This window comes from Bacillus shivajii, assembly GCF_020519665.1.
Lineage (GTDB): Bacteria > Bacillota > Bacilli > Bacillales > Salisediminibacteriaceae > Bacillus_CA > Bacillus_CA shivajii.
The window spans coordinates 3838821-3862988 of the sequence record NZ_CP084703.1; the positions used below are offsets into that span (position 1 = coordinate 3838821).

The following is a 24168-nucleotide window of genomic DNA, read 5'->3' on the forward strand; positions in this document are numbered from 1 at the left end:
CGTTAGCTCCCTCCTTCATGTGCTTTAAACGTGGTCTCTCCTTCAATCTCAATATGGTCGATCACTCCTACAATCGCTGAATCGACTGGCGTATCTTTCGTAATTAGCGTCTGTCGTGCCGAGCTTCCGCCGACAACCATGACAATCTCGCCGACACCAGAGCCAACCGTATCAATACTGACAAGCGGTTTTCCGTCTAGTTCGATACGCTCCATGTCAAGTGGCTGAACGATCAGCATCTTTTTCCCTTGCAGTTTCTCGGCCTTTGACGTTGAAACGACACTTCCTACAACTTTTGCAATGATCACCCGTTATCCCTCTTTTCCTCTTCGGCCTCTTTGATCGTAATCCCTAACTCTCTTGCTGCATCTTTGCCCATCGGAGTAACAATGCTCTTTTTCGGTAAAACAAGTTCCGTTTCTCCGTTTCTTGAGAGTTCTTCAATATGTTCAGCTAACACGAGCGGACGTATATTCTCTTGCTTTACTGCGACACGCTCGATGTATTGCGCGACTTTGTCCATGGAAAATAAATGAACACCTTCTGTTTGAATTTGTCTAACGTATGATTTCACCCTTTTTTCAACCGATGATTTCGCAAAAAATGGCCGATACCTCTTCTCATGCAGTTCATCTTGAGCAAAGATGATCCCTTTTCCTGCAAGCTGCGTTTGAATCGTAAACCAAGCAGGCAAATCATCATCAATCGTTAATGCAACCTTTGCAAGCAATCCGTGACTAATTGTCGGAACATATAATAAATCTGCACCTTCTATGAGTGCGGCGAAGTCTCGTTTTTTTGCACCTTCTGCTGTGACAACGCTTGCAAAATTTAGTGATTCACGAAACTCATTCCACTGTTCAGAAAAGATCAATGTTACGTTTTGTTCAAGAGAAAGTGCCTTCACATGCTCAATAACAGCTTTTGGGTTCATAGATTCATAGTGCAAAAGGACAATAACCTCTCGCCTTTCTTCATTCTCTTTACTTTTCAAAAAATCAGTGACTGCTTGTTGAACTAATGATTTAATTTTCTCCCTCATTAACTCAACTCCGTTCTAAACAGTTTTCCTGTTTGATTTTTTCCTATCGCCCCGGCATTTGCTTCATCAAAATCAATGTGCATCTCCAAGCGATACTTTGGTGAGACACGAATTAACGTGTTGTCATACGTGATCCCACGCTCACCGTCAACTTTCACACTGACGACATCGCGATCGTTCACTTGAAACGCTTCTGCATCAGATGGATGCATATGGATATGCCTTCTCGCACAAATGAGCCCTTTGTCCATTTGCAGGCGGCCACGAGGTCCTAGTAGCGTGACACCGGGCGTCCCTTCAATATCACCAGAATTTCGAATCGGTGGGTCAATCCCTAACGTGCGCCCATCTGTTAGCGATACTTCAACTTGTGACTCTCCTCTGGCAGGCCCTAAAATTCTCACTTTGGTAATCCTACCTTTCGGACCAATCACAGTGACGGTTTCTTCACATGCGTATTGCCCTGGCTGAGATAAATCCTTTAATTTTCGCAGCTGATAGTTTTTCCCGAAAAGACGCTCTAACGCTTCTTCTGAAAGGTGCACATGCCGGTTTGAAACAGCGATCGGTATTTCGTCTTTTGTTTGCCCTTGTGACGACAACGTTTCTGCGATTGTGTCTTCGATTATTTTTTTCAGCGTTTGTTGATCCATTTACTCACCCCTTTGCTGAACTAATCATCAATGAGAAATTGTGCTGTAAACTGATCAGTGACGAGTACGTTTGCAAATTTACCATTTAACGCCCCGATAATGCCTTCAACCTTATTACGGCCTCCCGCTGCAAGAAGCGATGTCTCTTTTTCCTTAAGTTCATCGAGGTCGATACTAATCGTCCGTGAGTCAATCTCATCACAACAAATGTTTCCATTTATATCAAAAAAACGAGAGCAAATATCGGCAACAGCTTTTTTCTCATAAAGCTTGTTTAAATCGTCTTTTGTAAAATATCCTGCCTTTACGAGAGTCGAGTCTTCATTCGGATCACCGACTGTAAAAAGCGCAATGTTCGCCTTTTTTCCAAGCTCCAACACGCGACGAATATGACGGTCTTCGACAATTGCCTTTTTCACGACAAGATGGTCAACAACAGCTGGCAGTGGTAAAAAATGAGGGGGACTATGAAACGCATTGCCTAATAAGTGTAAAACCTCTGACGAGTATGTATTCGTTTCAGAATGACTCACACCGCCATTTAATTGAACGACTTCTACGCCATTCACTCGTTTCGCTTCTACGTTTTTGGCCACTTCATAAACGGTTGTTCCCCAAGTTACTCCGATAATATCTCCATCTTGAATGATGTTGTGTACATACTCGCCAGCTTTCTTTCCAATATATTCCTTAATAACCTCGTCATCAAACATCGGAACGTTCACAACGATGCATTCTTTTAGCCCGTATTTTTCTTTAATAAGCTCTGCACTTTTTTGTTCGCTCTCATAGGGATCGAATATTTGGATCTGAACAATCCCTTGTTCTTTCGCTTCTTGAAGGAGTCGCGAAACCGAAGGACGAGAGACACCGAGCTCTTTTGCTACTTGCTGCTGACTATAATCGAGCTGGTAATACAATTTCGCTGCTTTTACAATTTTCGAAATCCGCTCTTTACTTGCATCCATACTAATCCTCGCTAACTTCTTGTACTTCGAGCCGATTCTTGTTGTGTATCTTTTGTAAAAAAAATCTGAGATGTATGTCTGTGGTGAAAATCGTGTGTAGAAATCTATAGGTGTGGTGAAATTCATGTATGTAACTCTGTGGTGTAGTGAAAAATCTAAGGTGTGGTTTATATCTAGGAAGGTATAATATCTAAGTTGTGTTTGTTCAAGGGCGAAGCGTGAAATTATGTTAAATCCATTTTTAACATTTGTTAATTATATTATGTACAAATAAATCAGAAAAATCAATAACTATTTGTTAGAATTTTTATATTTGAATGAATTGCAAAAATCTGGGTCCTGATGAGCCAAGGGTTTAAAAGCATAAAAAAGGAGTACCTCCCCAACGTTACCATGTTTAATGACCGTATGAAACTATCAAGCAGCCGTTAAATCGTTAATGGAATACAGATGTAGTGGCTTAAAAATGAAAACTGTTATAAAAGATTTTTTCAAAAGAACAAGGTATTAGATGCGAGAAGCAGTAGAAATACACATAGACTCCTGCGGGAACAGCGCGAGCTGAAGATCCACTTTGGAAAGGAATGAGTTTTCTTTCCAAAGTTAGCTGAAGCCGTGCCCGCGGAAAGCGAAGTGTATTTCTACTGCGAGGTAAATTATGAAATTAGCTCATTTGTGACATTTATAGAAAAATATTATTCGAGGGTGGCTAGTTTTTCATATTCTAGAAACAGCGCTAACCAAACAAACTTCTACATTATCCAACAGCCATTTTCGACAACTTATACATATAGAAAAACCACACCTTATTTTGCAGAGTATGGTTATTTTTTCCCTCATATTAATTAGATTGATGTATCCCCTACTTGAAAGGAAACATTTAATACTGTTGAAATTTTCACTAATTCAGAAACAGGTATATCTATACTATTTAACTCAATACCCTCTAGCACACTTTCAGAAACACCTGTTAATGATGATAGCTCTTCTCTCGATACTTTCCTATTTTCCATGATCGATTTTAGCTGATCCCCAATCTCCACGTAAAAACCTCCCCTATATTGATAACGCTTTCACCTATTATAATATTGAATCATCCGAAAAATCAAATAATTCCTAAGAGATTTAGACGGCCTTTTTTAAGCTTATGATCATCATAGTAACAAAGCGGCGACAAGACCGAAAATAAATAATGGGATATTGAAGTGAATAAATGTCGGTACACATGTATCCCAAATATGATTGTGTTTCCCATCTGCATTTAAACCTGCAGTAGGTCCTAATGTACTATCTGATGCAGGTGAACCAGCGTCCCCAATTGCCCCAGCAGTTCCAATTAAAGCTGCTGTTGCAAGTGGAGAGAATCCAAGCGCCAACGCGAGTGGAACAAACAATGCCGCTAATACCGGAATCGTCCCGAATGATGTTCCAATCCCCATCGTAATGAGCATCCCTACAAGAAGCATCATAAGCGCACCTAAAAACATGTTGCCACCTAGTGCTTCTGCTGATGATTCAACAAGGTCTGCGACTGCCCCTGTCTCTGTTAATACTTTTGCGTAACCAGAAGCAATTAACATAACAAAAGCAATCATCCCCATCATCTTTATACCGTCATTAACGACTTTATCGCCTTCATTAAATGGTACAACTTGTGCAAGGAACATAATGACAATCCCTGTTAACGCCCCTAATACTAATGAGTTAGACGTCAGTTGAACAGCAAGTGCTGCGATTATCGCAACAATGGTAAAAATATGGTATCGGTTAAACGTCAAATTACTCTCTTCAGACGCTGCAATCTCATCATTTGTCAGTTCATTGACTTGACGATCTTTACGGTATGTGAAGAAAATCGCAACGAATAAACCAAACACCATACCAAGCCCTGGGATTAACATCGCAAGCGGAACTTGTCCGACATGAATGGCCATTCCGTTTGCCGTCATCTCATCAGCGATAATCCCGTGGAAAATGAGCCCGTAACCAGCTGGAATCATGACATATGGCGCTTTCAGCCCAAATGTTAAAGAAGCTGCTACCCCTCTTCGATCTAATTTCATTTTGTCAAAAAGATGAAGAAGTGGCGGAATTAAAATCGGAATAAAAGCAATATGAACGGGTACGACATTTTGCGAAAGTGAAGCAACTGCCGCAATCGTTAGTAACATAAATGCTTTTTTCCCTTTCAGCACCCGAATTAAATGCCTTACTAAAAACCCTGTAATCCCCGAGTATCCAATCATCACCGCAAAAGCCCCTAATAATATGTAACTTAACGCCGTATTTGCCTGTTCACCCATACCTGAAACGAGTAAGTTCGTCGTATCAACTAATGACATGCCAGCCGTTAACCCTGCTGTTAAAGCCGCAAATAATATCGCTAATACAACATTGACACGTAATAAGCTTAGAACAATCATGACTACGACAGAAATAATAACCGCATTTAACATAACCTTCCCCCTTTATTTTTTAGAGTCTGCTTCATCGCTGGTTTACGGCAACGATGAAACAGACTCTCTTTCACCTTTTAATTAAATGATTTTCTTTTTGAGCTTTTTAACGAAAACGGTACCTCTTTTAACCAGCTATTAACCGCTTCAATATCTTTTGAGAACACACGATCTTCCTTAATAAATTCACAATGCTCTCTCGCATCTTTTAAAAACTGTTTTGTTGCTGTAGCCATATGGTCACGCCCACGTATATCACACGCTTGTGTCGCACACATCGTCTCGATCGCAAGAACTCTTCGCGTGTTCGAAATAACTTGATACGCATGTCTGGATCCAATCGTCCCCATGCTGACATGGTCCTCTTGATTAGCTGACGAAGGAATGGAGTCAACACTAGCTGGATGAGCAAGCGTCTTGTTTTCAGAAACGAGTGAAGCAGCCGCATATTGCATGATCATTGCCCCAGACTGAAGCCCTGGTTCTGGACTTAAAAACGGCGGTAAATCATTTAACTGTGGATTCACTAACCGTTCAATTCGTCGCTCTGAAATATTTGCTAGCTCTGCCATCGCAATTGCGAGAAAATCCATCGCGAATGCAATTGGCTGACCATGGAAATTACCACCTGAAATCACTTTTTCCCCGTTATCAAAAATGAGTGGATTATCTGTTGCCGCGTTCATTTCTATTTCTAATTTTTCTTTTACATACTTTAACGTTTGAATTGTCGCTCCATGCACTTGTGGAATACAACGTAAAGAATACGCATCTTGGACACGGATCTCTCCTTGCTTTGTCGTTAGCTCACTATCAGATAAGTAATTGCGCATTCGCTCAGCAACACCGACTTGCTCCTCATACCCTCGTGCTAAGTGGATCTCTTCATCAAATGCGTCCATAATGCCTTGCAAACCTTCCATTGTCATCGATGCAATTATTTCCGATTGATAAGTGAGTTTTTCTGCTTCAAGGTAAGCAACGATTCCCATTGCCGTCATCGCTTGCGTTCCGTTAATTAACGCTAACCCTTCCTTGGCTGAAAGAGTGATTGGAAAGATCCCTTCCTCCGATAACGCTCTTAACGCAGGAACTCTCTCTCCTTTGTAATGAACGTCACCTTCGCCTATTAATACTAATGCTAAATGCGATAATGGCGCCAAATCACCGCTTGCCCCTAACGACCCTTGCTGTGGAATGACAGGGTGAATTTTTGCATTAATGAGTTGAAGTAATCGCTCAACGACAATAGTACGAACACCAGAGAAACCTTTTAATAACGTGTTTGCTCTAAGTAGTACCATCGCACGTGAAACGACTTCTGGAAAGGGCTCCCCCACCCCACATGCATGTGAGCGAATTAAATTTAACTGCAATGACTCGACATCCTCTTTATCGATAAAAACATCACTAAACTTTCCAAACCCAGTTGTAATGCCATAAATGATTTTTTCATCATCAACGATCTTATCTACTGTACGTCGGCTTTCCTTTACTTTCTCAAGACTTTCTGCTGATGCAACGACCTCTTCCTTTTGAAAAAGAACACGCTCCACCTCTTCGAAATTTAATGTTTGACCCGTTAATGTAACCATGTTCCCATTCTCCCTTCTTCTACTTCACCCAAATAAAGTGAAAACAACAAAAGGGGACTATACCACGAAATCTCGATAAGATTTCATTGATATAGCCCCCTAAATCATCTCTAATAACTATGGGCGAAATTATATATGATTGATTCCTAAACCTATCGCTTCATGTTCGGAGCCTTTAACAGGTGCTCCAATCGTGCCGTACAAAGAAACGGCGATCCATTCTCCTTCAAGCTCATTTTCGTATGTTTGCCCTCGAAGTACCGCAAAGGTTAATCCAACGGTCCGTAAAACAGAACCAAGTTGTACTTGCCCACGCGTTACACCTTGTAGTGCTTCCATAATGGCGTGGTATAATGCATGCACTTCCCGATAAACGCCAGTCTGAATAATGCCATTCTTCTTTGCAGCCGTCTCAATTGCTGCGACGACTTTATGAGCATCCATCGAACCAACGTTTCCTGTGCAACCTTTCCAACCATTATTCTCTAAGACTGAAAACTGTTGCTCTGAGTCATCACTCAATAATAAAAGGATTGCTGCTCTTCCAATTCTGCGATCTTTACTTAATGTCATAACAACAACTCTTTCTATAATTTTCCTAATCTAACAACTATTATCTATTTTAAGTGTAAGCGCTTCACACTACCAAGTCAATTGGTTTACTGAATTATTTTAATTTTTTAATATTTGTCCACGTATGTTTAACGCAGTGTGTCATCCATAAAATTCCAGGTGTTTGGCACCTGGAATTTTATGGATTTTGATAGCTTTTCATTTTTTTACATTTCCGCGAAGAGGTAATGATAAAGTAGTTTTGTCGTGTTGTCGATTGAATCCATATGTGTACGCTCGAATGCATGAGACGAGTCAATGCCAGGACCGATGAGTCCATGCACGATATCGTTTCCAGAGCGAATTGCTGCTGATGCATCAGACCCATAATACGGATACATATCTATTTTATAGCCAATGTCATGTTGCTTAGCGAGTTCAACTAATTTTTTTCTGAGTTCGTAATTGTACGGCCCGCTTGCATCCTTTGCACAAATAGACACCGTGTATTCATCTGTCGCTTGGCCATCACCCATTGCCCCCATATCAACAGCTAGATATTCGACGGTTTCCGGAGTAATATTTGAGTTTCCACCGTAACCAATTTCCTCGTTATTTGAAATCAAGAAGTGCGTCGTATAAGGAAGCTCAAGCTTGTCTTCTTGCACCTGCTTCATTAGTTGAAGGAGAATGCCGACACTTGCTTTATCATCAAGATGACGCGATTTTATGTAACCATTCGGAAGTACTTTTACGCGAGGATCAAAAGAAACAAAGTCACCGACTTCAATCCCTCGTTCACGAACGTCGTCTGCACTATGGACTTTTTCATCAATTCTAACTTCCACATTTGCTTGATTGCGCTCCGCTTTACCAGCATCTTTATAAACGTGTACGGACGTTTGATGCATTAAAATGGTTCCACTATATTTTTCCCCAGCAGCTGTTTCGATTTCGCAGTACTCACCTTCAATCGAGTTGTATTTAAACCCACCGATGAGATCAAGCTTCAAGCGACCGCTCGGCTTAATTTCCTTCACCATCGCCCCAAGCGTATCAACGTGCGCAGTTAACATGCGATGTTGTGAATCGTCTTTACCTGGAAGCGTTGCAATCAATCCACCTTTACGATTACGCTTCGTTTCAATGTTTGATTTCGCTAAAAACTGTTCGACAAATGTAATCACTTCATTTGTATTTCCTGAAGGGCTCGGAATGGATACTAAATCTTTAATAACGTTAACGGTTTCTTGAGTGTTTGGGTAAGTCAATTTTTCTCCTCCTCATAGTTTCGAAATATTTTCACTTTTTTCATTATAACGTGTTAAAGTGGAAGAAAAAAGAAAAGGTTCCGGCACTTGCTCTTATAAAAATAATATTGGAACCGCAAATTGGAGGGGAAAACATGTCTACAAACACAAAAGTGAAAGTACAAGGAGAACGCTGGTTTCCATCCGAACAAACTTTTTCAGACGAAATAAAGGAATTATGGGGAGACTGGTATTGTGACTCAGAAGTCGGCAAATTGCGAGCTGTCCTCATGCACCGTCCCGGACAAGAGATTGAAGGCATTACGGAGGATAATTTCGAGAAGTACCGCTTTAGAGCGCCAATCAATCCAAGTCGTGCCAGACAACAGCAAGATGCTTTAGCTGACGTATACCGTGCTCACGGTGTCGACGTTTATTACGTGAACGATCAACGAACGGATCGACCAAACGCGATGTTTATGCGCGATTTAATGTTTATGACCCCAGAAGGTGCAATTGTTTGCCGTCCTGCGATTCCTTCAAGGCGCGGTGAGGAAAAAGCGGTCGCGAAAACATTAGCATCACTAGGCGTACCAATTATTAAAACGATAAATGGTGATGGTTATTTTGAAGGTGCAAGCGCGATGTGGGTAGACCGTGACACCGTCATTATCGGTACCGGTAGCCGCACAAATGAGTCTGGAGCGAACCAAGTCGAAGCTGAACTACGTAACATCGGGGTGAAAAATATAATCCGTACGCAAATCCCGTACGGCTCAATTCATTTAGATGGATACATGAATATGGCTGATAAAAACAAGTTAGTTGTCTTCCCATGGCACGTCACATACGATTGCGCAAAACAATTGTTAGATCTCGGCATCGAATTAATAGAGTTAACAAATATCGATGAGTTAAAACAAGGCATGGGCATGAACTTCGTCGCACTTGAACCAGGTAAAGTCGTCTCACCTACTGGTTGTCCTGAAACGAAATCCCTCCTCGAAAGTCATGGGATCGAAGTCATTGAAGTGGAATTGGATGAAATTATGAATGGCTGGGGTGCCGTCCATTGTATGACAGGATTTTTAAAGCGTGATCCGATAAATCGTTAAGCATGGCTAAGCTTGATAAATATCATTTGGAACCGCCGAAACCGCGATTAGGGGCGTGATCGGCGGTTTTGTTTTGGGTGCGGTGGTTTGTTGTATTTTTATTCATTATCGATTGCTTTATATTCGGTTTTTCTCGTGTTTATTCATGAATTGAGTCATACCAATTTGAGTCTGACTCACCTGACCCGGAGTCAATTATGTACGACTCAAACTCCGAGTCTATGGTAGTAATCAGGAGAAATCATGAGGTCAGACGATCAGACCTCGTCACACTCTCCCTCTCACAAAGGACAACCACTAGATCCTAAAATCCACGGACTGTATAACCCTGTATACAAAAAAACAACTAGCCCCCCCCCGCCGGTTGTCCGTGATTCGACATATTTCGAGAAGTGACAGGCACCTTACCGGTTTGCGATCCCTTCTTCAATCATTTTGTTTAACTCTTCTTCTGTAATATCTCGGAATGTACGGAACTCGTATCCTTCTTCTTTATAAAACTCGATCACATCTGGCAAAATTTCGGCTGTTGCTTCGTTTCGAGCCGTATCATGGAAAAGAGGCACGACAATATTTTTTCCCGCAGATTGAGCTTTAATCTGATTCAGCATTTTCTCAGGCTGGTCGTAGATGTCGCTTGCATCCCCTGAAGAAACGTTCCAATCGATATAATGGTAGCCTCGCTCCTTGATGTCTTCCGTTAATGCTGGCATGAACTGCTCGCCTCCGTAGTTGAAAGAACTGTGGTTTGCGGAACCTCCAGGAAAACGAAGAATCTCTGGCGCTTCAAAACCTAGCACATCTTCATACGCTTGTTCTGCTAATTGTAAGTCATGATAAAACGTGTCAAAACTCTCGTAAATTGAGTATTTGTGTGTGTAAGAGTGCGTCAAAATCATATTTCCTTCTTCGTACGTACGACGCGTTGTTTCAGGATTGGCTTCCATCCTTTTACCGATCGTAAAAAATGTCGCATTCACATCATATTCATTCAGTGTATCAAGAATTTGTGGAGTTAATGCTGTTGGACCGTCGTCGAAAGTTAAATACACTGTCTTTGAGCCATCTGGTTCAGGGTAAGTTGCTGACTCGTCGTTACTTTCACCCGAACCTGAAGAATTTTCTTCACGACCCTTCTCGTTTTCAAGCTCATCTATTTTGTCTTCTAATTCAACAATCGTTTCTTGTAAATCAGTTATTTTTCCTTGTTTATCATTTAGTTTATTTTCAAGCATCTCGTTTTCTTCATGAAGTCTATCTATCTTTGAAACTCGCTCCTCAAGCTCTTTTACAGCTAAGTGGGAAGCTTGTAACTCCTGTTCTAGCGCTTCAACCTCGCCATTCTCACCAGCGAAGCCGATCCAATATGTTGAACCTAGCAATGCAAAAACGAAGATCATTGCTGATGTTATTTTTATAAAACGATTTCTCATGATAGTTATTCCCCTTTCATACTTTCTACACAATTAGACGGTATGAAACAACACCACGTTGCACAAAATAACAAAACCGGACAAGTTTAATCGGTGGAAGTTATTTCCAGGTGCCAGGTACCTGGAAATGAATTGGAAAAATAAACAACGTAAGTGAAGTAGAAATCATGATGACAAGGAGTTTGATGATATGAAAAAGATTAGTCTTGTTTTGCTGATGGTTATATTCATTGTTACGGGGTGCTCGATCCCAGAGGTACAGAAACCTGATGGTGACGGGAACTTTTATATTCAAAAGGTGGAAGATGATCCCAATAATTAAAGGTCCATTAATCGATTGAGTGCATTGTTGTGTAAATAAAATAACCTTTGCTTCAATACATTTAACTTTCCAACTAATACAAATAACTTTTGCTTCAATACATTCTTTCGTATCAAAAACTTTGCACTCCGCCTCCACTTCCCACCTAAAACATTCAAAGATATGAACAATGCTCACATCCAGTAACCTCTCCTTCATGTATAATCCTGTATACCAAACAAAAAGCAACCAGCCACATCGGCCAGTGCTCGTGATTCGACATATTTCGGGAGGTGCCAGGCACCTGGAAGAATCTTCTGATTTTTGCCTTTTTTAAGACTTTGTGAACGACTCATAGTGGCAAACTCGCTAAAACCGTTGAAACAAAGCCATTTGTACATGATGAGCAATTTCTTCCCATTACCACCGTCAAAATAATGATAAAACCGCACACCGTTGTAAGCGTTTTCACCCAAAAGTATAATAAAAATAGGGAGAGGGGGTTTGAAAGTTATGACAAGAAAACTCATCATCATTACAGGACATTTTGGAAGCGGAAAAACAGAACTTGCACTTCATACAGCGTCCCAATTGAAGCAGCAGTCTGACTTACCTGTATCCTTGTGCGACATCGATGTTGTCAATCCATATTTCAGATCAAGAGATTATGAGAAACAGTTATTAGATAAAGAGATTCACTTAGTGGCACCACGAGGGGACCTTATCCAAGCTGATTTACCAATTGTCACGGGAGAAGTTTCGACCGTCATTGAAGACCAATCGAGACACGTGATCATTGATGTTGGCGGCGATAAAGATGGTGCACTAGCACTCGGTCAATTTTCAACACTTCTAGCTAATCAACCGTATGAATTTTGGTTTGTATCAAATGCAAACAGGCCATATGTTTCAACGGTCACTGGAATTAAAAACACCATTAACGAAATTGAACAAACAGCTCGGTTGAAAGTAACCGGACTTATAAACAATACTCACTTAGGCGATGAAACATTTGGGGCAGATGAAGTGATCAAAGGGGAAAAATTAGCGCTCGAAGCTGAAGAAAAACTTCATATTCCTTACATGTTTTCATTTATATCATCAAAATCATGGAACCACTGGGAGTTTGAAGGAATCCAACCACCATTAAAAAACGTTGAAGTATTTAACCGAAGACTGCAAACACCTTGGACCATGTAAGAGGGGGAATCTACTGATGAGGGTTTATTTTGAAGAAGATTATTGTAAAGGGTGCAGCTTATGTATTTCTGTCTGTCCACAAGAAATTATTCACTTAGCAGATCGCATGAATAACAAAGGGTATAGACCTACCGAAGTACTTGAACAGGACAAATGCACAAGCTGTACAGCTTGCGCAAGAATTTGCCCTGATGCTGTCATCACCGTTTATCGACCAGAAAAGAAAAAAAAGAAGGCATCTTAAAGAAACGCGCAAGACCTTAAACGATAAAGGGGAGAAAATCAATGGGGAAAGTATTAATGAAAGGAAACGAAGTATTAGGGGAAGCTGCTGTAAAAGCAGGATGTAAATACTTCTTTGGATATCCAATTACACCACAAAGTGAACTCGTTGCTTATATGGCACGCAGGTTGCCAGAAGTTGACGGCTTATTTTTACAAGCAGAAAGTGAAGTCTCTGCAATAAACATGGTTTATGGCGCAGCATCAGCTGGTGTTCGTGTCATGACCTCATCATCTAGCCCAGGCTTTAGTTTAAAACAAGAAGGGATCTCATTTTTAGCAGCAGCTGAACTTCCAGCCGTTGTCGTCAATGTCGTTCGTGGTGGCCCAGGACTCGGCAACATTCAGCCAGCTCAATCAGACTACTTTCAAGTAACGAAAGGTGGCGGACATGGGGATTATTATACACCAGTTCTTGCTCCGAGTACGTTACAAGAAATCGTCGACTTAACAAAAGAAAGCTTTCGCATCGCCGACCAATACCGCGCACCAGTTGTGTTGCTTGCTGACGGAATGCTCGGTCAAATGATGGAGCCTGTTGAGTTTAAAGAAGACGAAGAAGATGAACAAACATTTGAAAAACCTTGGGCGACAACCGGAACAGAAGGTGACGGACCACCAAAAACGATCACCTCCCTCGACTTAAATGACGTCAACCTTGAAAAACGAAATGCACGCCTTTTACAAAAATATGATGAAATCAACGCAAACGAAGTAAAAGTAGACACTTACTACATGGATGATGCTGAATTTGCCGTTGTTGCATATGGCACTGTCGCACGTATCGTTCAAAGTGCTGTTGATAAAGCGAGAGAAGCCGGCATTCACGTCGGACTGATTCGCCCGATCACCCTTTGGCCATTCCCGACTGACACGATTTCTCAATATAGTAAATCAGTCAAACAAATGTTAACGGTTGAGATGAGTGCAGGACAAATGGTCGAAGATGTCCGTCTATCTGTTGAAGGAAGAGTACCCGTTCAATTTTACGGACGAAATGGCGGAGTTATCCCAACTGTAGACGAAGTCTTCCAGCAAATCGTAAAAATGGCAAAAGAGGTGGTCGCATGAAAACAGTATTTGAGCGCACAACAGGATTAACCGAAGCAGAAACGCATTACTGCCCAGGCTGTACTCACGGCGTGATTCACCGACTTGTTGGTGAATCGTTGGAAGAAATGGGTGTATTAGAAAAAACTGTCGGCGTTGCCTCTGTCGGGTGTTCCGTCTTATCATACCTCTACTTTAATTGCGACATGACACAAGCAGCCCACGGTCGAGCGCCTGCTGTTGCAACGGGGCTTAAACGAGTGTTACCAGAAGATCGTATCGTGTTTACGTATCAAGGTGATGGGGATTTAGCTTCTATCGGAATGGGCGAAATTGTCCATGCCGCAGCAAGAGGCGAAAACATTACCGTCATTTTCGTAAACAACGCAATTTACGGAATGACTGGCGGACAAATGGCACCGACCACTTTAGTTGGACAAAAAACAGCAACATCTCCTGAAGGAAGAAACGTCCAAACGAATGGTTTGCCGATTAGAGTTTCAGAAATGCTTGCGACGCTAGATGGTGCAACGTATATCGAGCGCGTCTCAACACACGACGTCCCTCATATTACTAAAGCGAAAAAAGCGATCAAAAAAGCATTTGAGAACCAACGAAAAGGTCTCGGTTTTTCAATGGTTGAAGTCCTTTCAACGTGCCCGACAAACTGGGGGTTAGATCCTGAAGAATCACTTCAATGGGTGAAGGATGAAATGGTTCCATATTACCCGCTCGGCGTGTATAAAGATCGTCGTGCTGAGGAGGGATCCTCATGAGACAAGAAGTGATCATTGCAGGATTCGGTGGTCAAGGGGTTATGTCGATGGGACAGCTCCTCACATACGCAGGGATGCAAGAAGGAAAAGAAGTTTCGTGGCTCCCTTCTTACGGACCAGAACAACGCGGTGGAACGGCAAACGTGTCTGTCGTCATTAGTGACACAAAAGTCGGCTCCCCTGTTATTGACTCTCCGACATCGGTGATTGTCTTAAATAAACCATCTTTTGATAAGTTTGAATCGGTTGTTCAAGGTGGGGGCCATCTTTTTATTAACGCGGACTTAATTGACCAAACGAGTCAGCGTGAAGACATCGGTGTGCATCACATCCCTGCAACAACAGTTGCCGAAAAACTCGGCAATAACCGTGTGGCCGGAATGGTAATGATCGGTGCTTTTATTGAACAAACAGGGATTCTCTCGAAAGAAAGTTTACTAGCTGCTTTCATTCACGTCCTCGGTGAAAATAAAAAGCACCTTATCCCGATCAATGAGGATGCATTAAATGCTGGAAGTGATATCATCAACGGAAAAGATCTCGCATCTTTAAACGAAGCATAGATGCGCCGACTTAAAAACAAAAGCCAGGTTCCCTTCATTACAAGGGCCTGGCTCTATTTTTCGACAATTATCGAGAAGTGACTGGCACCTCAAACAAACGCTTCGTTGCTAAGCTTAAGATTTGTACTCCATTCGAAAGGGACGACAAATCAAAGGTCATATTTGGGTGATGTAAACCTGGTTGTAAGTCGGTTCCTAAACCAAGCATCGTTGCCTTGAGGTTTGGAGATGAATTGCTATAAAAATGAAAGTCTTCCCCTCCAGGGGTAACGGGAGGTTCCTTTAATCCATCCGCTCCTAAAATATCAACGATTGCCTCTCCTAATACTTCTTCCATTTCACTATTCGATGTCGCCGCAGCCATTTCTGCAGCAACATTGACTTCAACTGTTGCTCCATTTGCTGATCCGGCTTTCACCACGGTTTCTTTCACTTTATGGATGAACTCCTCCATCGCTTCATTCGTTTGAGCTCTCACGTCAATTGCAAACTCACCGAAGTCAGGGATCACATTGACGTTCTTTCCTCCTGCATTTAAAACCGTCACTTTTGCAGTAGCTGGAACAGTTGGGTCCATTTTAATTGAATTCACCGCATGAACAACATTAGCTAAGGAATCGACGACGTTCACGCCTAGATGCGGACGTGCCCCATGTGCTTGTACCCCATTTATTTCCCCAATTAATAATGTTGTAGCCCCGTGATAAATTGCTGGTGACGCCTCATGAACAGCCATTTCTTGAATTGGGCGAACGTGCACGCCGAGTAAATAATCAACATCCTTGACCACACCTTGATCAATGATTGCCTTTGCCCCTTTTCCCGTTTCTTCGGCTGGTTGAAAAATAATCTTCAAGAGCCCTTCCGGTTGAAAGCCCGTTTCCTTTAAACATTTAATCACGTGAAGAACCATCGTCATATGTGCATCATGACCACATGAATGGTTTGCTTGCCAATGACCATCTACTTTTTGCCATAATGCGTCCATGTCTGCTCGTAATGCGACGGTCGGACCTACATCACGGTCTCCCCAGTAGCCTATAAGACCGGTCAGATCGTCAAACGTTTTGCATTCTATATCCATTTTTTCTAGTTCTCTACGAATATATGATGTCGTCTCTTTTTCTTCCCAACTAATTTCAGGGTTTTCATGTAATTCATGATATGTTGCTAAAATGTTTTCTTCGTTTTTCTCAGCCCAAGTTTTTATTTGATCAAGCATCGTAGCCCTCCTTTTTAACGATGTAATGATGCACGCCCGTTTCGTCTTTGTTTTTATTCATGTCAACTACTCGATACCCCTTTGAAAACAAATCACTGAAAGATTCACGAAGAGCGTATCTCCACTTTAAAGCAATATCGAGGTTACTTTTTTTCATCTCATGAATGTTTGCTGGGACGGAGATTTTATAGGTAGACTCTTTGATTGCTAGCTCCTTTTTTACAGGTACAACGAATGAATGTTCGACCAAAGCACTGACTAGTTCTTTCGCTTCAACAGGGCCTTCTACCTTGGTACAAGGTCGGTCTTTTAAATCCAATTCTAGTAAAAATCGGTCAGTCGGGAGTCCATGATTAATTTCATCGTTATCCATTTCACCATAATAAGACGGATAATACGTTTGAACGTAACCCCCTAGCTTATGTACATTTAAATAACCGTTTCTCGCTTCTAACGGGTCGTATGTCCACTGAATTTTTTCATTGCTGTAACGCATTGCCCATTCTTTTTGGTATCGTTTCATCTGTTCCCCAATACCTTTATTTCGATAAGCTGGATCAACCCCCATCATATGAGAAATCAGCACGTTTTCGTTGTTTTTAAACCCTGGAAAGCCGTAGCAAAAACCGACTAAACGGTCTTCATCGTAAGCACCGATGACGTGCCCTCCAGCATTGACGGAGGCGATTAAATGATGAACGGCGGTCACACTATTCCAAATCGTTTGTTGGAAAGCTTCAACATCTGTTAACCCCCGGATGTCTTGAACCAATTGAATATCAACCTTCTTCTCCATCTCACTCCGCCCTTTCGTTGTTTTCTTGTAGTCACTCCTTCGTCTTCTCCACTCATTCTACTTTACAACTAAAAGCTATATTAAATTTTAGTCCAAAACGAACTAGTCAGCTTTGGGAAGTTGAAATCCGTGCCAAGAGATGCAAAGTAGGCACCGTGAATGCAAGCAAAGTGAAGCATGAACGAATGTCGAACTTGTGCCTAGAGGTGAAAGCGAAGCAAGTGTGCTTACAAATTAACATCAAAATTATATGGTAGAACCTAACTGAAAATTTTTCTAACAATTTATTTTTTCATTAAGAAAATGACTGCTCTATGACTGTATATTTTTCTATTAAATTTTCATCGGGCTTATAGCCGATTCCAGGCTCTGTTGGTACCGTAATGATGCCTGGCTTTGACATCGTGACTTCTGGCTGGATAATATCTTCATCGAAGTACCTGCTCGATGCTGACGTATCTCCTGGGATCGTAAAATTCGTTAACGAAGCAATCGCAATATTATGCGCTCTTCCAATCCCTGCTTCAAGCATTCCGCCGCACCATACAGGAATGTTTTCGGCTTTGCAGTAATCATGGATTTTCTTCGCCTCAGTTAATCCACCGACTCTACCAACCTTGATATTAATGATTTTACAGCTTCCTAACTCGACTGCTTTTCCGCATCTTCTAAAGAATGAATGCTTTCATCAAGACAAACTGGTGTCGTTAACTCGGCTTGAAGCTTTGCGTGATCGATAATATCGTCATGAGCTAACGGCTGCTCAATCATCATTAAACCAAATTCGTCTAATTGTTTTAATAATGGAATGTCTTCTAATATATATGCCGAATTCGCATCTGCCATTAGTGGCACGTCATCCCCAAATTTTTCTCTAATCGCGCGAATTGGCTCAATGTCCCATCCTGGTTTAATTTTCACTTTAATTTTTTTGTACCCTTCATTAATAAAGCGTTCAACTTTGGCAAGCAAGTCATCAATTGATTTTTCGATGCCGATACTTACGCCAACTTCAATCTCTTCTAACTCCCCACCTAACGCCTTCGATAATGAGACTCCTCGTTGTTTGCTATATAAGTCCCATACAGCCCCTTCAACGGCTGCTTTTGCCATATTGTTTCTTCTAATATAGGAAAACATCGAAGATACGTCATCAGGATGATCGATCTTTTTTGATAAAAGTTGTGGGATGAGGAAATCCTCCATTACTCCCCAAGCTGTTCGGTTCGTTTCCTCATTGTAAATCGGCGCTTCCATGGCGACACATTCGGCAAAACCAACGTCCCCGTCTGCAAAAACGGAGACTACTATCATTTCTTTATTTACGGTTTTTCCAAAGCTTGTCTCAAATGGTGATTTTAACGGCATTTTTAACTGTTTCAAATCTACTCGCTCAATGATCATCTTACCGACCCTCCCCCTTCTTTCCGCCCGAAAATGTTATTATTTTCAGAATATAAACGATATTTTATTAGAATGCAATATATATGAGGCAATATATGCCTATTTGCATATTTCCTTTGTTTATGTGAGATGTTTAAAAGTAAATAGTAGCAACGGAGGACTTTTTATGGGTTACATTGAAAATATACGTGCAAGCGTTGGGAACATGCCTATTATTCTTGTTTCTGCCGGAGTGATCATAGAAGATGGAAATAACGTATTGTTATGTTACCGAAAAGATACAAATGACTGGGGATTACCAGGCGGATATATGGAACCGGGTGAAACTGTGTTGGAAACTGCGTTCCGCGAACTAAAAGAAGAGATGAAAGTAATACCAGATGACCTACAATTTTATCGTATTTTTTCTGGACAAGACTTCTATCATGAGTATCCAAATGGCGATCAAGTATACAGCGTCATTGTTATGTTTACAACATCTTCGTCGTTCGTTGGAAAAATAACCGTTGATCATCAAGAAATCGAGGAGGCGAAATTCTTCTCGCTTGATTCTCTCCCACCAAAACTTACGAAGACAACGCAGAACATTTTAGAGGTATACAAAAATGGCTAGGTCTCTTAGCCGGCCGTCTACAAGTACTTTTGCATCCCAGGCCCTTCTAGCGGCCTTTCTTCAAATCTAAACTTCTTGTAAAAGCCAGACTTCCCATGCGCACACGTCAATTGCACCCACTTTATTCCACTCGATTCGCATTTATTAAGGAGCCTTGTCATTACTTCTTTCCCAATTCCTTGGCCGTGGTAACTAGGATGAACAATCATATGCCCGATAAACGTTTGATAGATTCCGTCTGAAATGATTCTACCAAACCCTACTAGTTGCTCTCCTTCATAAGCAGCAGCAAGGTACCAACTATTGTTTATCGCATAAAACAAATCATCTGCTGTAAACTTCTCTTTGTTCCATCCCGTTGTTTCGTATAGTTCAAAAAAATTGATGTTTTGCTGGTACTTCATTTGTAAAAGAAATCGCCAATGCTTTCACCATTCCAATCTATTCATTATCTCTAGTGTTTATAGTTTTCTTCACGATTATTTTACACCAATAAAGGGGCTGCAGTAAGCATAGAAAAAAGCCAGCCCTCTTCAATGGCTGAAGAAAGCTGGCTAGTTGATTTCGACAAAATGCGGGAGGTGACTGGCACCTCTACCTAGCTTGTCCTCATTTCGACATAGTTCGGGAGGTGACTGGCACCTTTAATATACGTGATTGTGTGTTTATTAAATTCACTGCTTTTTTCGATGTTACAGACGTGGCCGCAATCCGGTAATTCAATTAAGTCTGCGTTTTCGTCTGATTTTACATGTTCTCTTAACGAATCGATGAACAAGTGGTCTTCCGTGCCTGAAATGTACAACTTTGGGACAAGTGACTTATTAATATTTTTAGACGTTTTCTCGACGTTACTAATGATTTCAAACCATTTGAAGAATGATTTCTTCCCTAGCTTTTTTGCTTCTCTTATAAAGATTGATCGTGAAAGTTTATGATTTTTTTTCGGCATCATAATGTGGGCAAAAAGTTGATAAATCCATATATAAGGAAGAAACTTTTTTAATATATTTCCGTAAAACAATAGGATTTTTGATAGTTTGTTAAAACGGATGACTACTCCGCCTAATACGGAAGTAATGACTCTGTTCGGATAAAGCTTAATCAGCTGATGGATGATAACCGAGCCTAACGAAATGCCAATGAAATGAGATTTCGTGATCTTATATTTATCTAGTACATCAATAATTAATTTAGCAACTAAATCAAAAGAATAGCTCTCTTCCCACTCTTTGATGAACTGGTTCGGATGATGACCTGGTAAGTCAATGGAAATGATATTAAAGTGATCTTTAAATTCATCAACCTGCTTGTACCATATTTTAGAGTTCCCGCCAAAACCGTGGACTAATGTCACCCACGGGGCACTCGGGTCTTTATGTCGAATCACTTGATGATGTAATACGTTTGAAGTAGACAAATGAATGCTTCCCTTTCTAGGTACAGATTTTACAAAAACTGCAATGACCCATTTTCTGAAAACACATTTTATGAACATAAGGTACTAGAAAAGTTTCGGGAAGAATATTTGTGAGGATTGCTAAGACTTAATAGTATATTTATATAGTATAAAATAATGGGAGAAAAGTCAGTATTTCTCCGTGAATTCCCAGATCTTTTATATTTATTACAATTATTAGTAGACTTTCGTGTTGGTTGCGTTTTCTTTTGAAATTATACCAATATTTTAGTCATGGAATCAATAGAACATTGTATCTATGAAAACATAGTAACCTATAAACCTTGTTTCAACACTCTTTAGGGATGCAAATTTCGACATATTTCAGGAAGTGACTGGTACCTAATAACTGCGACGAGTAACAGCAGGTTCAGCGTACAGAACGTGCTAACACCGCCGTTGCGATAGGACATAGGACATAGGACATCGCGATTTTAGCGGGTAACTATATACTTAGTCCTTATAAACTTTCTCTACGTCGAGCTACTTCTTCGCTAAAATTTCATAAATTAACGTGTAATAAAGATGTCCCATATACCAGCGTTAATGCATAAGATGTATTAAGTTTACCTCACTCAACTTTTTTTCATTCAGTGAATTACCGATTAGGAGGTATAAGTGATGAGTAAAATTATTGCGGTTCTGTTATTTGTTTTACTTTCAATCGCTAGCTCCGTCATAAAATTACATGTTAAAAGCAAATAAAGGTTATATATACTAGGGTTATGCTCTTTTCATTGCTTTGACCTAGGGAAAAATTGTATAATGAGTAACAAGTAGAAATACAATGAAAAAAGACTGAGCGTGGGCAAACGCTCAGTCAAAGCAACTACATGCCGCACGTAAAGCGGCTGAGAATAAGTTTCTTGCTGGAAATAGCTCACCTTACTTTCCCAGGGCAAAGGTGGCTATTTCTTTTTGTTTATATAGACGACAATCGTAGTAAATAGTGTCAGTACTGCTACGAACACAACTCCAAATTGCGCGATTAAACTAAATGCCTCGTATGTCGTCACTCGCCTCACCCCCTTTCAGTAAGGGAGTTCAACCGCCACATCGCCTTTGCAGTTGCTAAACAAATTATACCGAACATATGTTCGTGTTTCTAGTATTAAACGAACGCTTGGCGATAAATGGTAGAAAAGATATAAAAATAAACCTCCTAACTATTCCGTACATAGCTTAGGAGGTTGACTATTAAACCTTATTTCCATGTTTTTAGAACATTTCTTAGACATTTGCTTGAAAGGAAAGATGAAAACGAAATTTAGCATCTTCTTCATACCACATTGGGAAGTTTGTCCCCCAAATATTATTGTGTAAATTTACATGCATTCCACCTTCTAAAGGAGCAAAATGGTTATCAAAACGAAGTAGTTTACGTTCCCCTGGGCAAACTAGAGCTGCATCAAGCGTTTCAATTTCAAGTGTTCCATCAGTTCCTTGATATGTTACACCTTTATCAACAGCATGCAAGTTACGATTACCATCTTTGACAACATTTAATGGTGAGATATTAGAACCGACCTTATGCAGTTTCCACTGGTTGGCGTTATCAACGATTGGTGTGAATGAAAACCAGCTTGCTTCAGGTAAACGGTTGGCTTCCTTATTCTCCCAATATAAAGTAACTTCGATATCATCTTTTACTTTACTGAAGTTATATTCCACAATCACTCTTTCTGGAGAGCCATTATATTTCACCGGTTCTTTCGGCATCACAAGTCTTACTTGAACCACATCTTCTGCTTCACCACGTCGTAATTCCAGTGATTCAGCTACTGGTTCGTAAAGACTGTGCTTTGGTTTAGGCTCTGCATATTCAAAGCCTGGTTTACCGAAGTCTGAATCTGACCAAGGATGTGTTTGCTTTAAATTGCTCATATACGTTTCAAACCAATGATTATAGTTTTCCTGACCGAAAGTTTCATAAGTAAATAGTCCAAGAGCATGTCGTTCATCTGCCCACTGTTTCTCTTTACTGTCATGTAGTGAAACAATAGAACCGTTAAAATCAAAAGCAACGTCGAAAGTACCTAGCTGATATTTCTTTCTAAAATTCAGATCTTCCGTCGCTTCTAGCTGTTCGGGCCCGCCTTTGATTCCAGCTAGTGCCTCTTCCATCTCAGACCGTTTCTCTTCATCTAAAGCAGACAATGCTTTATTTAAATAATCTCTTTGTTCCTTCCACGAGCTTTCAAAGACTTCATAACTATAATTCTTTTCTTTTTTTAGGAAAAGCTCTTTTGAGTTTTCATCCATTTCGTTCATGGCAAAAGCACCTATATAACCATACTTATCAGGAATCATATCCGTATCAAAACTATTGTTTTGTCTCGCTCTAGTAAAATCGGATTTTGCATAATTCGTATAGTCAGGCAAGTATTTCTTTAAATCCATTCCCCACGTATGCTCAGCTATTAACGACAACTGATCACTTACTTCTTCATATTCTTCAGTACCTGGAACAAGTTTCCCATCGCGAAGCCATTCAGAACGCTTTCGAATAAACTCCCGATAACCTGCTAGTTTATAAGGATCCGTCCCTGCCCCGTGAATCCACGTATCGCCAATTTCTTCTTGAACCACTGGGAGTTTATCTTTCACCTTAAGCAATTCCTTTGCGAAAGCATCCATCGTAGAAGCTTTAATCGTCGCACCTGGAAACTTTTCTGCTAACTCTTCAAATTGTTCACGAATTTCATCCGGTGATGAAGGCCCGCAATTATCACCTGTGTGCGCAAAAACTAATGCATCTTCTAAACCTTCAACCTGAACAACTTCCCCGTAATTATCTGCATAATTGACGATCACTTCTGACCCATCTTCTGCTCTCCAGCGAAATAGTTTCGGTAATTTCGGAACCTTAGAAGCAGGATTCACTCCGAGGTGTAAATATTTAATGCCGGATTTCACTATATAAGGTACCATCGAAATCGTATGTCCAGGAACATCTGTCATCTTTGCAGCAATCGTCGTTTTATCAAACTTTTCGTCCAGCTTTTTCGAAACCGATAACCCATACTCTAGTAAATCTGGATTAAGCAATTCAGTATGAGTCGTAAATGGCAGTCCATGCCACGCGATATGCCCATTGTTAATCGCTTGAACCATTTTTTCACGATCTTCTTGTGAGGAAACCTTTAAATAGTGGTTAATGAGCCATGAACCAGTTGTCCACAAAAACCTTTCTCTCCCGCCAGCTTCTTCTAGCTTCTCTGCTAATTCGATTGCTTTTGGAATATATAAATTCACGTACTGATCGATAACGTTTTCCGCAAGATCTGTAAATCCTATATCTAAATGAGTTTTAAAAATAACATGAACTGTTCGAATCATCGTCTAAGTTTCTCCTTTATTTAGAATGTCGTTTGGTGCATGATCCACCCCATCTTATAAGGATTTATATAATGTAACCGTCCTTACATCTTCCGATAA

The 24168-nt window shown here is 40.7% G+C and carries 24 protein-coding genes and 1 pseudogene; 8 read left to right on the forward strand and 17 right to left on the reverse strand.

Features of this window, described 5'->3' with window-relative positions:
• Positions 1-2: 2 nt before the first annotated feature.
• The 9 genes from LGQ02_RS18585 to LGQ02_RS18625 form a co-directional block, all read right to left on the reverse strand.
• Positions 3-308 (reverse strand): EutN/CcmL family microcompartment protein, encoded by a 306-nt coding sequence (locus LGQ02_RS18585; RefSeq protein WP_226515773.1) that lies wholly within the window; start codon positions 306-308, stop codon positions 3-5.
• Positions 305-1042 (reverse strand): hypothetical protein, encoded by a 738-nt coding sequence (locus tag LGQ02_RS18590; RefSeq protein WP_226515774.1) that lies wholly within the window; start codon positions 1040-1042, stop codon positions 305-307. The genes LGQ02_RS18585 and LGQ02_RS18590 overlap by 4 nt, the downstream gene beginning before the upstream one ends.
• Positions 1042-1695: a phosphate propanoyltransferase gene (locus LGQ02_RS18595; RefSeq protein WP_226515775.1), complete on the reverse strand. Its 654-nt coding sequence runs from the start codon at positions 1693-1695 to the stop codon at positions 1042-1044. Before LGQ02_RS18595 ends, LGQ02_RS18590 begins: the two co-directional genes overlap by 1 nt.
• Positions 1696-1715: 20 nt before the next feature.
• Positions 1716-2663, reverse strand: coding sequence for a DNA-binding transcriptional repressor DeoR (locus LGQ02_RS18600; RefSeq protein WP_226515776.1), 948 nt, complete (start codon positions 2661-2663; stop codon positions 1716-1718).
• Positions 2664-3508: 845 nt separating this feature from the next.
• Positions 3509-3706, reverse strand: a complete 198-nt coding sequence (locus LGQ02_RS18605) for a helix-turn-helix domain-containing protein (RefSeq protein ID WP_226515777.1) — start codon at positions 3704-3706, stop codon at positions 3509-3511.
• A 111-nt stretch (positions 3707-3817) separates the two neighbouring features.
• A complete protein-coding gene (locus tag LGQ02_RS18610) occupies positions 3818-5119 on the reverse strand; it encodes a Na+/H+ antiporter family protein (protein ID WP_226515778.1) in 1302 nt (433 codons plus the stop codon).
• A gap of 77 nt (positions 5120-5196) precedes the next feature.
• Entirely contained in the window at positions 5197-6714 is a 1518-nt protein-coding gene (gene hutH, locus LGQ02_RS18615; RefSeq protein ID WP_226515779.1) for a histidine ammonia-lyase, read from the reverse strand.
• Positions 6715-6843: 129 nt separating this feature from the next.
• Complete coding sequence (gene hutP, locus LGQ02_RS18620) at positions 6844-7287, reverse strand: histidine utilization transcription antiterminator HutP (RefSeq protein ID WP_226515780.1); 444 nt, start codon at positions 7285-7287, stop codon at positions 6844-6846.
• 206 nt (positions 7288-7493) lie between these two features.
• Positions 7494-8537, reverse strand: a complete 1044-nt coding sequence (locus LGQ02_RS18625; protein ID WP_226515781.1) for a M42 family metallopeptidase — start codon at positions 8535-8537, stop codon at positions 7494-7496.
• A gap of 134 nt (positions 8538-8671) precedes the next feature.
• Between LGQ02_RS18625 and LGQ02_RS18630 the strand changes: the two genes are divergently transcribed.
• The gene (locus LGQ02_RS18630; RefSeq protein ID WP_226515782.1) at positions 8672-9631 is read left to right on the forward strand and encodes a dimethylarginine dimethylaminohydrolase family protein; all 960 of its coding nucleotides are present in this window, start codon (positions 8672-8674) and stop codon (positions 9629-9631) included.
• Between the two features lie 404 nt (positions 9632-10035).
• Here LGQ02_RS18630 and LGQ02_RS18635 read toward each other — a convergent pair whose 3' ends face one another.
• Positions 10036-11064 (reverse strand): polysaccharide deacetylase family protein, encoded by a 1029-nt coding sequence (locus LGQ02_RS18635; RefSeq protein WP_226515783.1) that lies wholly within the window; start codon positions 11062-11064, stop codon positions 10036-10038.
• A 190-nt stretch (positions 11065-11254) separates the two neighbouring features.
• Between LGQ02_RS18635 and LGQ02_RS21360 the strand changes: the two genes are divergently transcribed.
• From LGQ02_RS21360 to LGQ02_RS18660, 6 genes are all read left to right on the forward strand, one after another.
• Positions 11255-11386, forward strand: coding sequence for a hypothetical protein (locus LGQ02_RS21360; protein WP_264183992.1), 132 nt, complete (start codon positions 11255-11257; stop codon positions 11384-11386).
• 492 nt (positions 11387-11878) lie between these two features.
• Positions 11879-12565, forward strand: a complete 687-nt coding sequence (locus LGQ02_RS18640; protein WP_226515784.1) for a hypothetical protein — start codon at positions 11879-11881, stop codon at positions 12563-12565.
• A gap of 16 nt (positions 12566-12581) precedes the next feature.
• Complete coding sequence (locus LGQ02_RS18645) at positions 12582-12809, forward strand: 4Fe-4S dicluster domain-containing protein (protein ID WP_226515785.1); 228 nt, start codon at positions 12582-12584, stop codon at positions 12807-12809.
• A gap of 41 nt (positions 12810-12850) precedes the next feature.
• Positions 12851-13918: a 3-methyl-2-oxobutanoate dehydrogenase subunit VorB gene (locus tag LGQ02_RS18650; protein WP_226515786.1), complete on the forward strand. Its 1068-nt coding sequence runs from the start codon at positions 12851-12853 to the stop codon at positions 13916-13918.
• Positions 13915-14673, forward strand: coding sequence for a thiamine pyrophosphate-dependent enzyme (locus LGQ02_RS18655; RefSeq protein WP_226515787.1), 759 nt, complete (start codon positions 13915-13917; stop codon positions 14671-14673). The genes LGQ02_RS18650 and LGQ02_RS18655 overlap by 4 nt, the downstream gene beginning before the upstream one ends.
• Positions 14670-15236, forward strand: coding sequence for a 2-oxoacid:ferredoxin oxidoreductase subunit gamma family protein (locus tag LGQ02_RS18660; RefSeq protein ID WP_226515788.1), 567 nt, complete (start codon positions 14670-14672; stop codon positions 15234-15236). The genes LGQ02_RS18655 and LGQ02_RS18660 overlap by 4 nt, the downstream gene beginning before the upstream one ends.
• Before the next feature lie 67 nt (positions 15237-15303).
• Here LGQ02_RS18660 and LGQ02_RS18665 read toward each other — a convergent pair whose 3' ends face one another.
• From LGQ02_RS18665 to menC, 3 genes and pseudogenes are all read right to left on the reverse strand, one after another.
• The gene (locus LGQ02_RS18665) at positions 15304-16458 is read right to left on the reverse strand and encodes a M20 peptidase aminoacylase family protein (RefSeq protein ID WP_226515789.1); all 1155 of its coding nucleotides are present in this window, start codon (positions 16456-16458) and stop codon (positions 15304-15306) included.
• Positions 16451-17254, reverse strand: a complete 804-nt coding sequence (locus LGQ02_RS18670; protein WP_226515790.1) for a GNAT family N-acetyltransferase — start codon at positions 17252-17254, stop codon at positions 16451-16453. The genes LGQ02_RS18665 and LGQ02_RS18670 overlap by 8 nt, the downstream gene beginning before the upstream one ends.
• 295 nt (positions 17255-17549) lie before the next feature.
• Positions 17550-18658 (reverse strand): annotated as a pseudogene (gene menC / locus LGQ02_RS18675) (o-succinylbenzoate synthase).
• Between the two features lie 166 nt (positions 18659-18824).
• Between menC and LGQ02_RS18680 the strand changes: the two are divergent.
• Positions 18825-19271, forward strand: a complete 447-nt coding sequence (locus tag LGQ02_RS18680) for an NUDIX hydrolase (protein ID WP_226515791.1) — start codon at positions 18825-18827, stop codon at positions 19269-19271.
• Between the two features lie 17 nt (positions 19272-19288).
• Here LGQ02_RS18680 and LGQ02_RS18685 read toward each other — a convergent pair whose 3' ends face one another.
• From LGQ02_RS18685 to LGQ02_RS18700, 4 genes are all read right to left on the reverse strand, one after another.
• On the reverse strand, positions 19289-19675 hold the full coding sequence (locus LGQ02_RS18685; protein ID WP_226515792.1) for a GNAT family N-acetyltransferase: 387 nt from the start codon (positions 19673-19675) through the stop codon (positions 19289-19291).
• Between the two features lie 194 nt (positions 19676-19869).
• Positions 19870-20691, reverse strand: coding sequence for an alpha/beta fold hydrolase (locus tag LGQ02_RS18690; RefSeq protein WP_226515793.1), 822 nt, complete (start codon positions 20689-20691; stop codon positions 19870-19872).
• Between the two features lie 947 nt (positions 20692-21638).
• The gene (locus tag LGQ02_RS18695; RefSeq protein WP_226515794.1) at positions 21639-21746 is read right to left on the reverse strand and encodes a putative holin-like toxin; all 108 of its coding nucleotides are present in this window, start codon (positions 21744-21746) and stop codon (positions 21639-21641) included.
• Between the two features lie 214 nt (positions 21747-21960).
• A complete protein-coding gene (locus tag LGQ02_RS18700) occupies positions 21961-24069 on the reverse strand; it encodes a DUF5054 domain-containing protein (protein WP_226515795.1) in 2109 nt (702 codons plus the stop codon).
• Positions 24070-24168 lie beyond the last annotated feature (99 nt).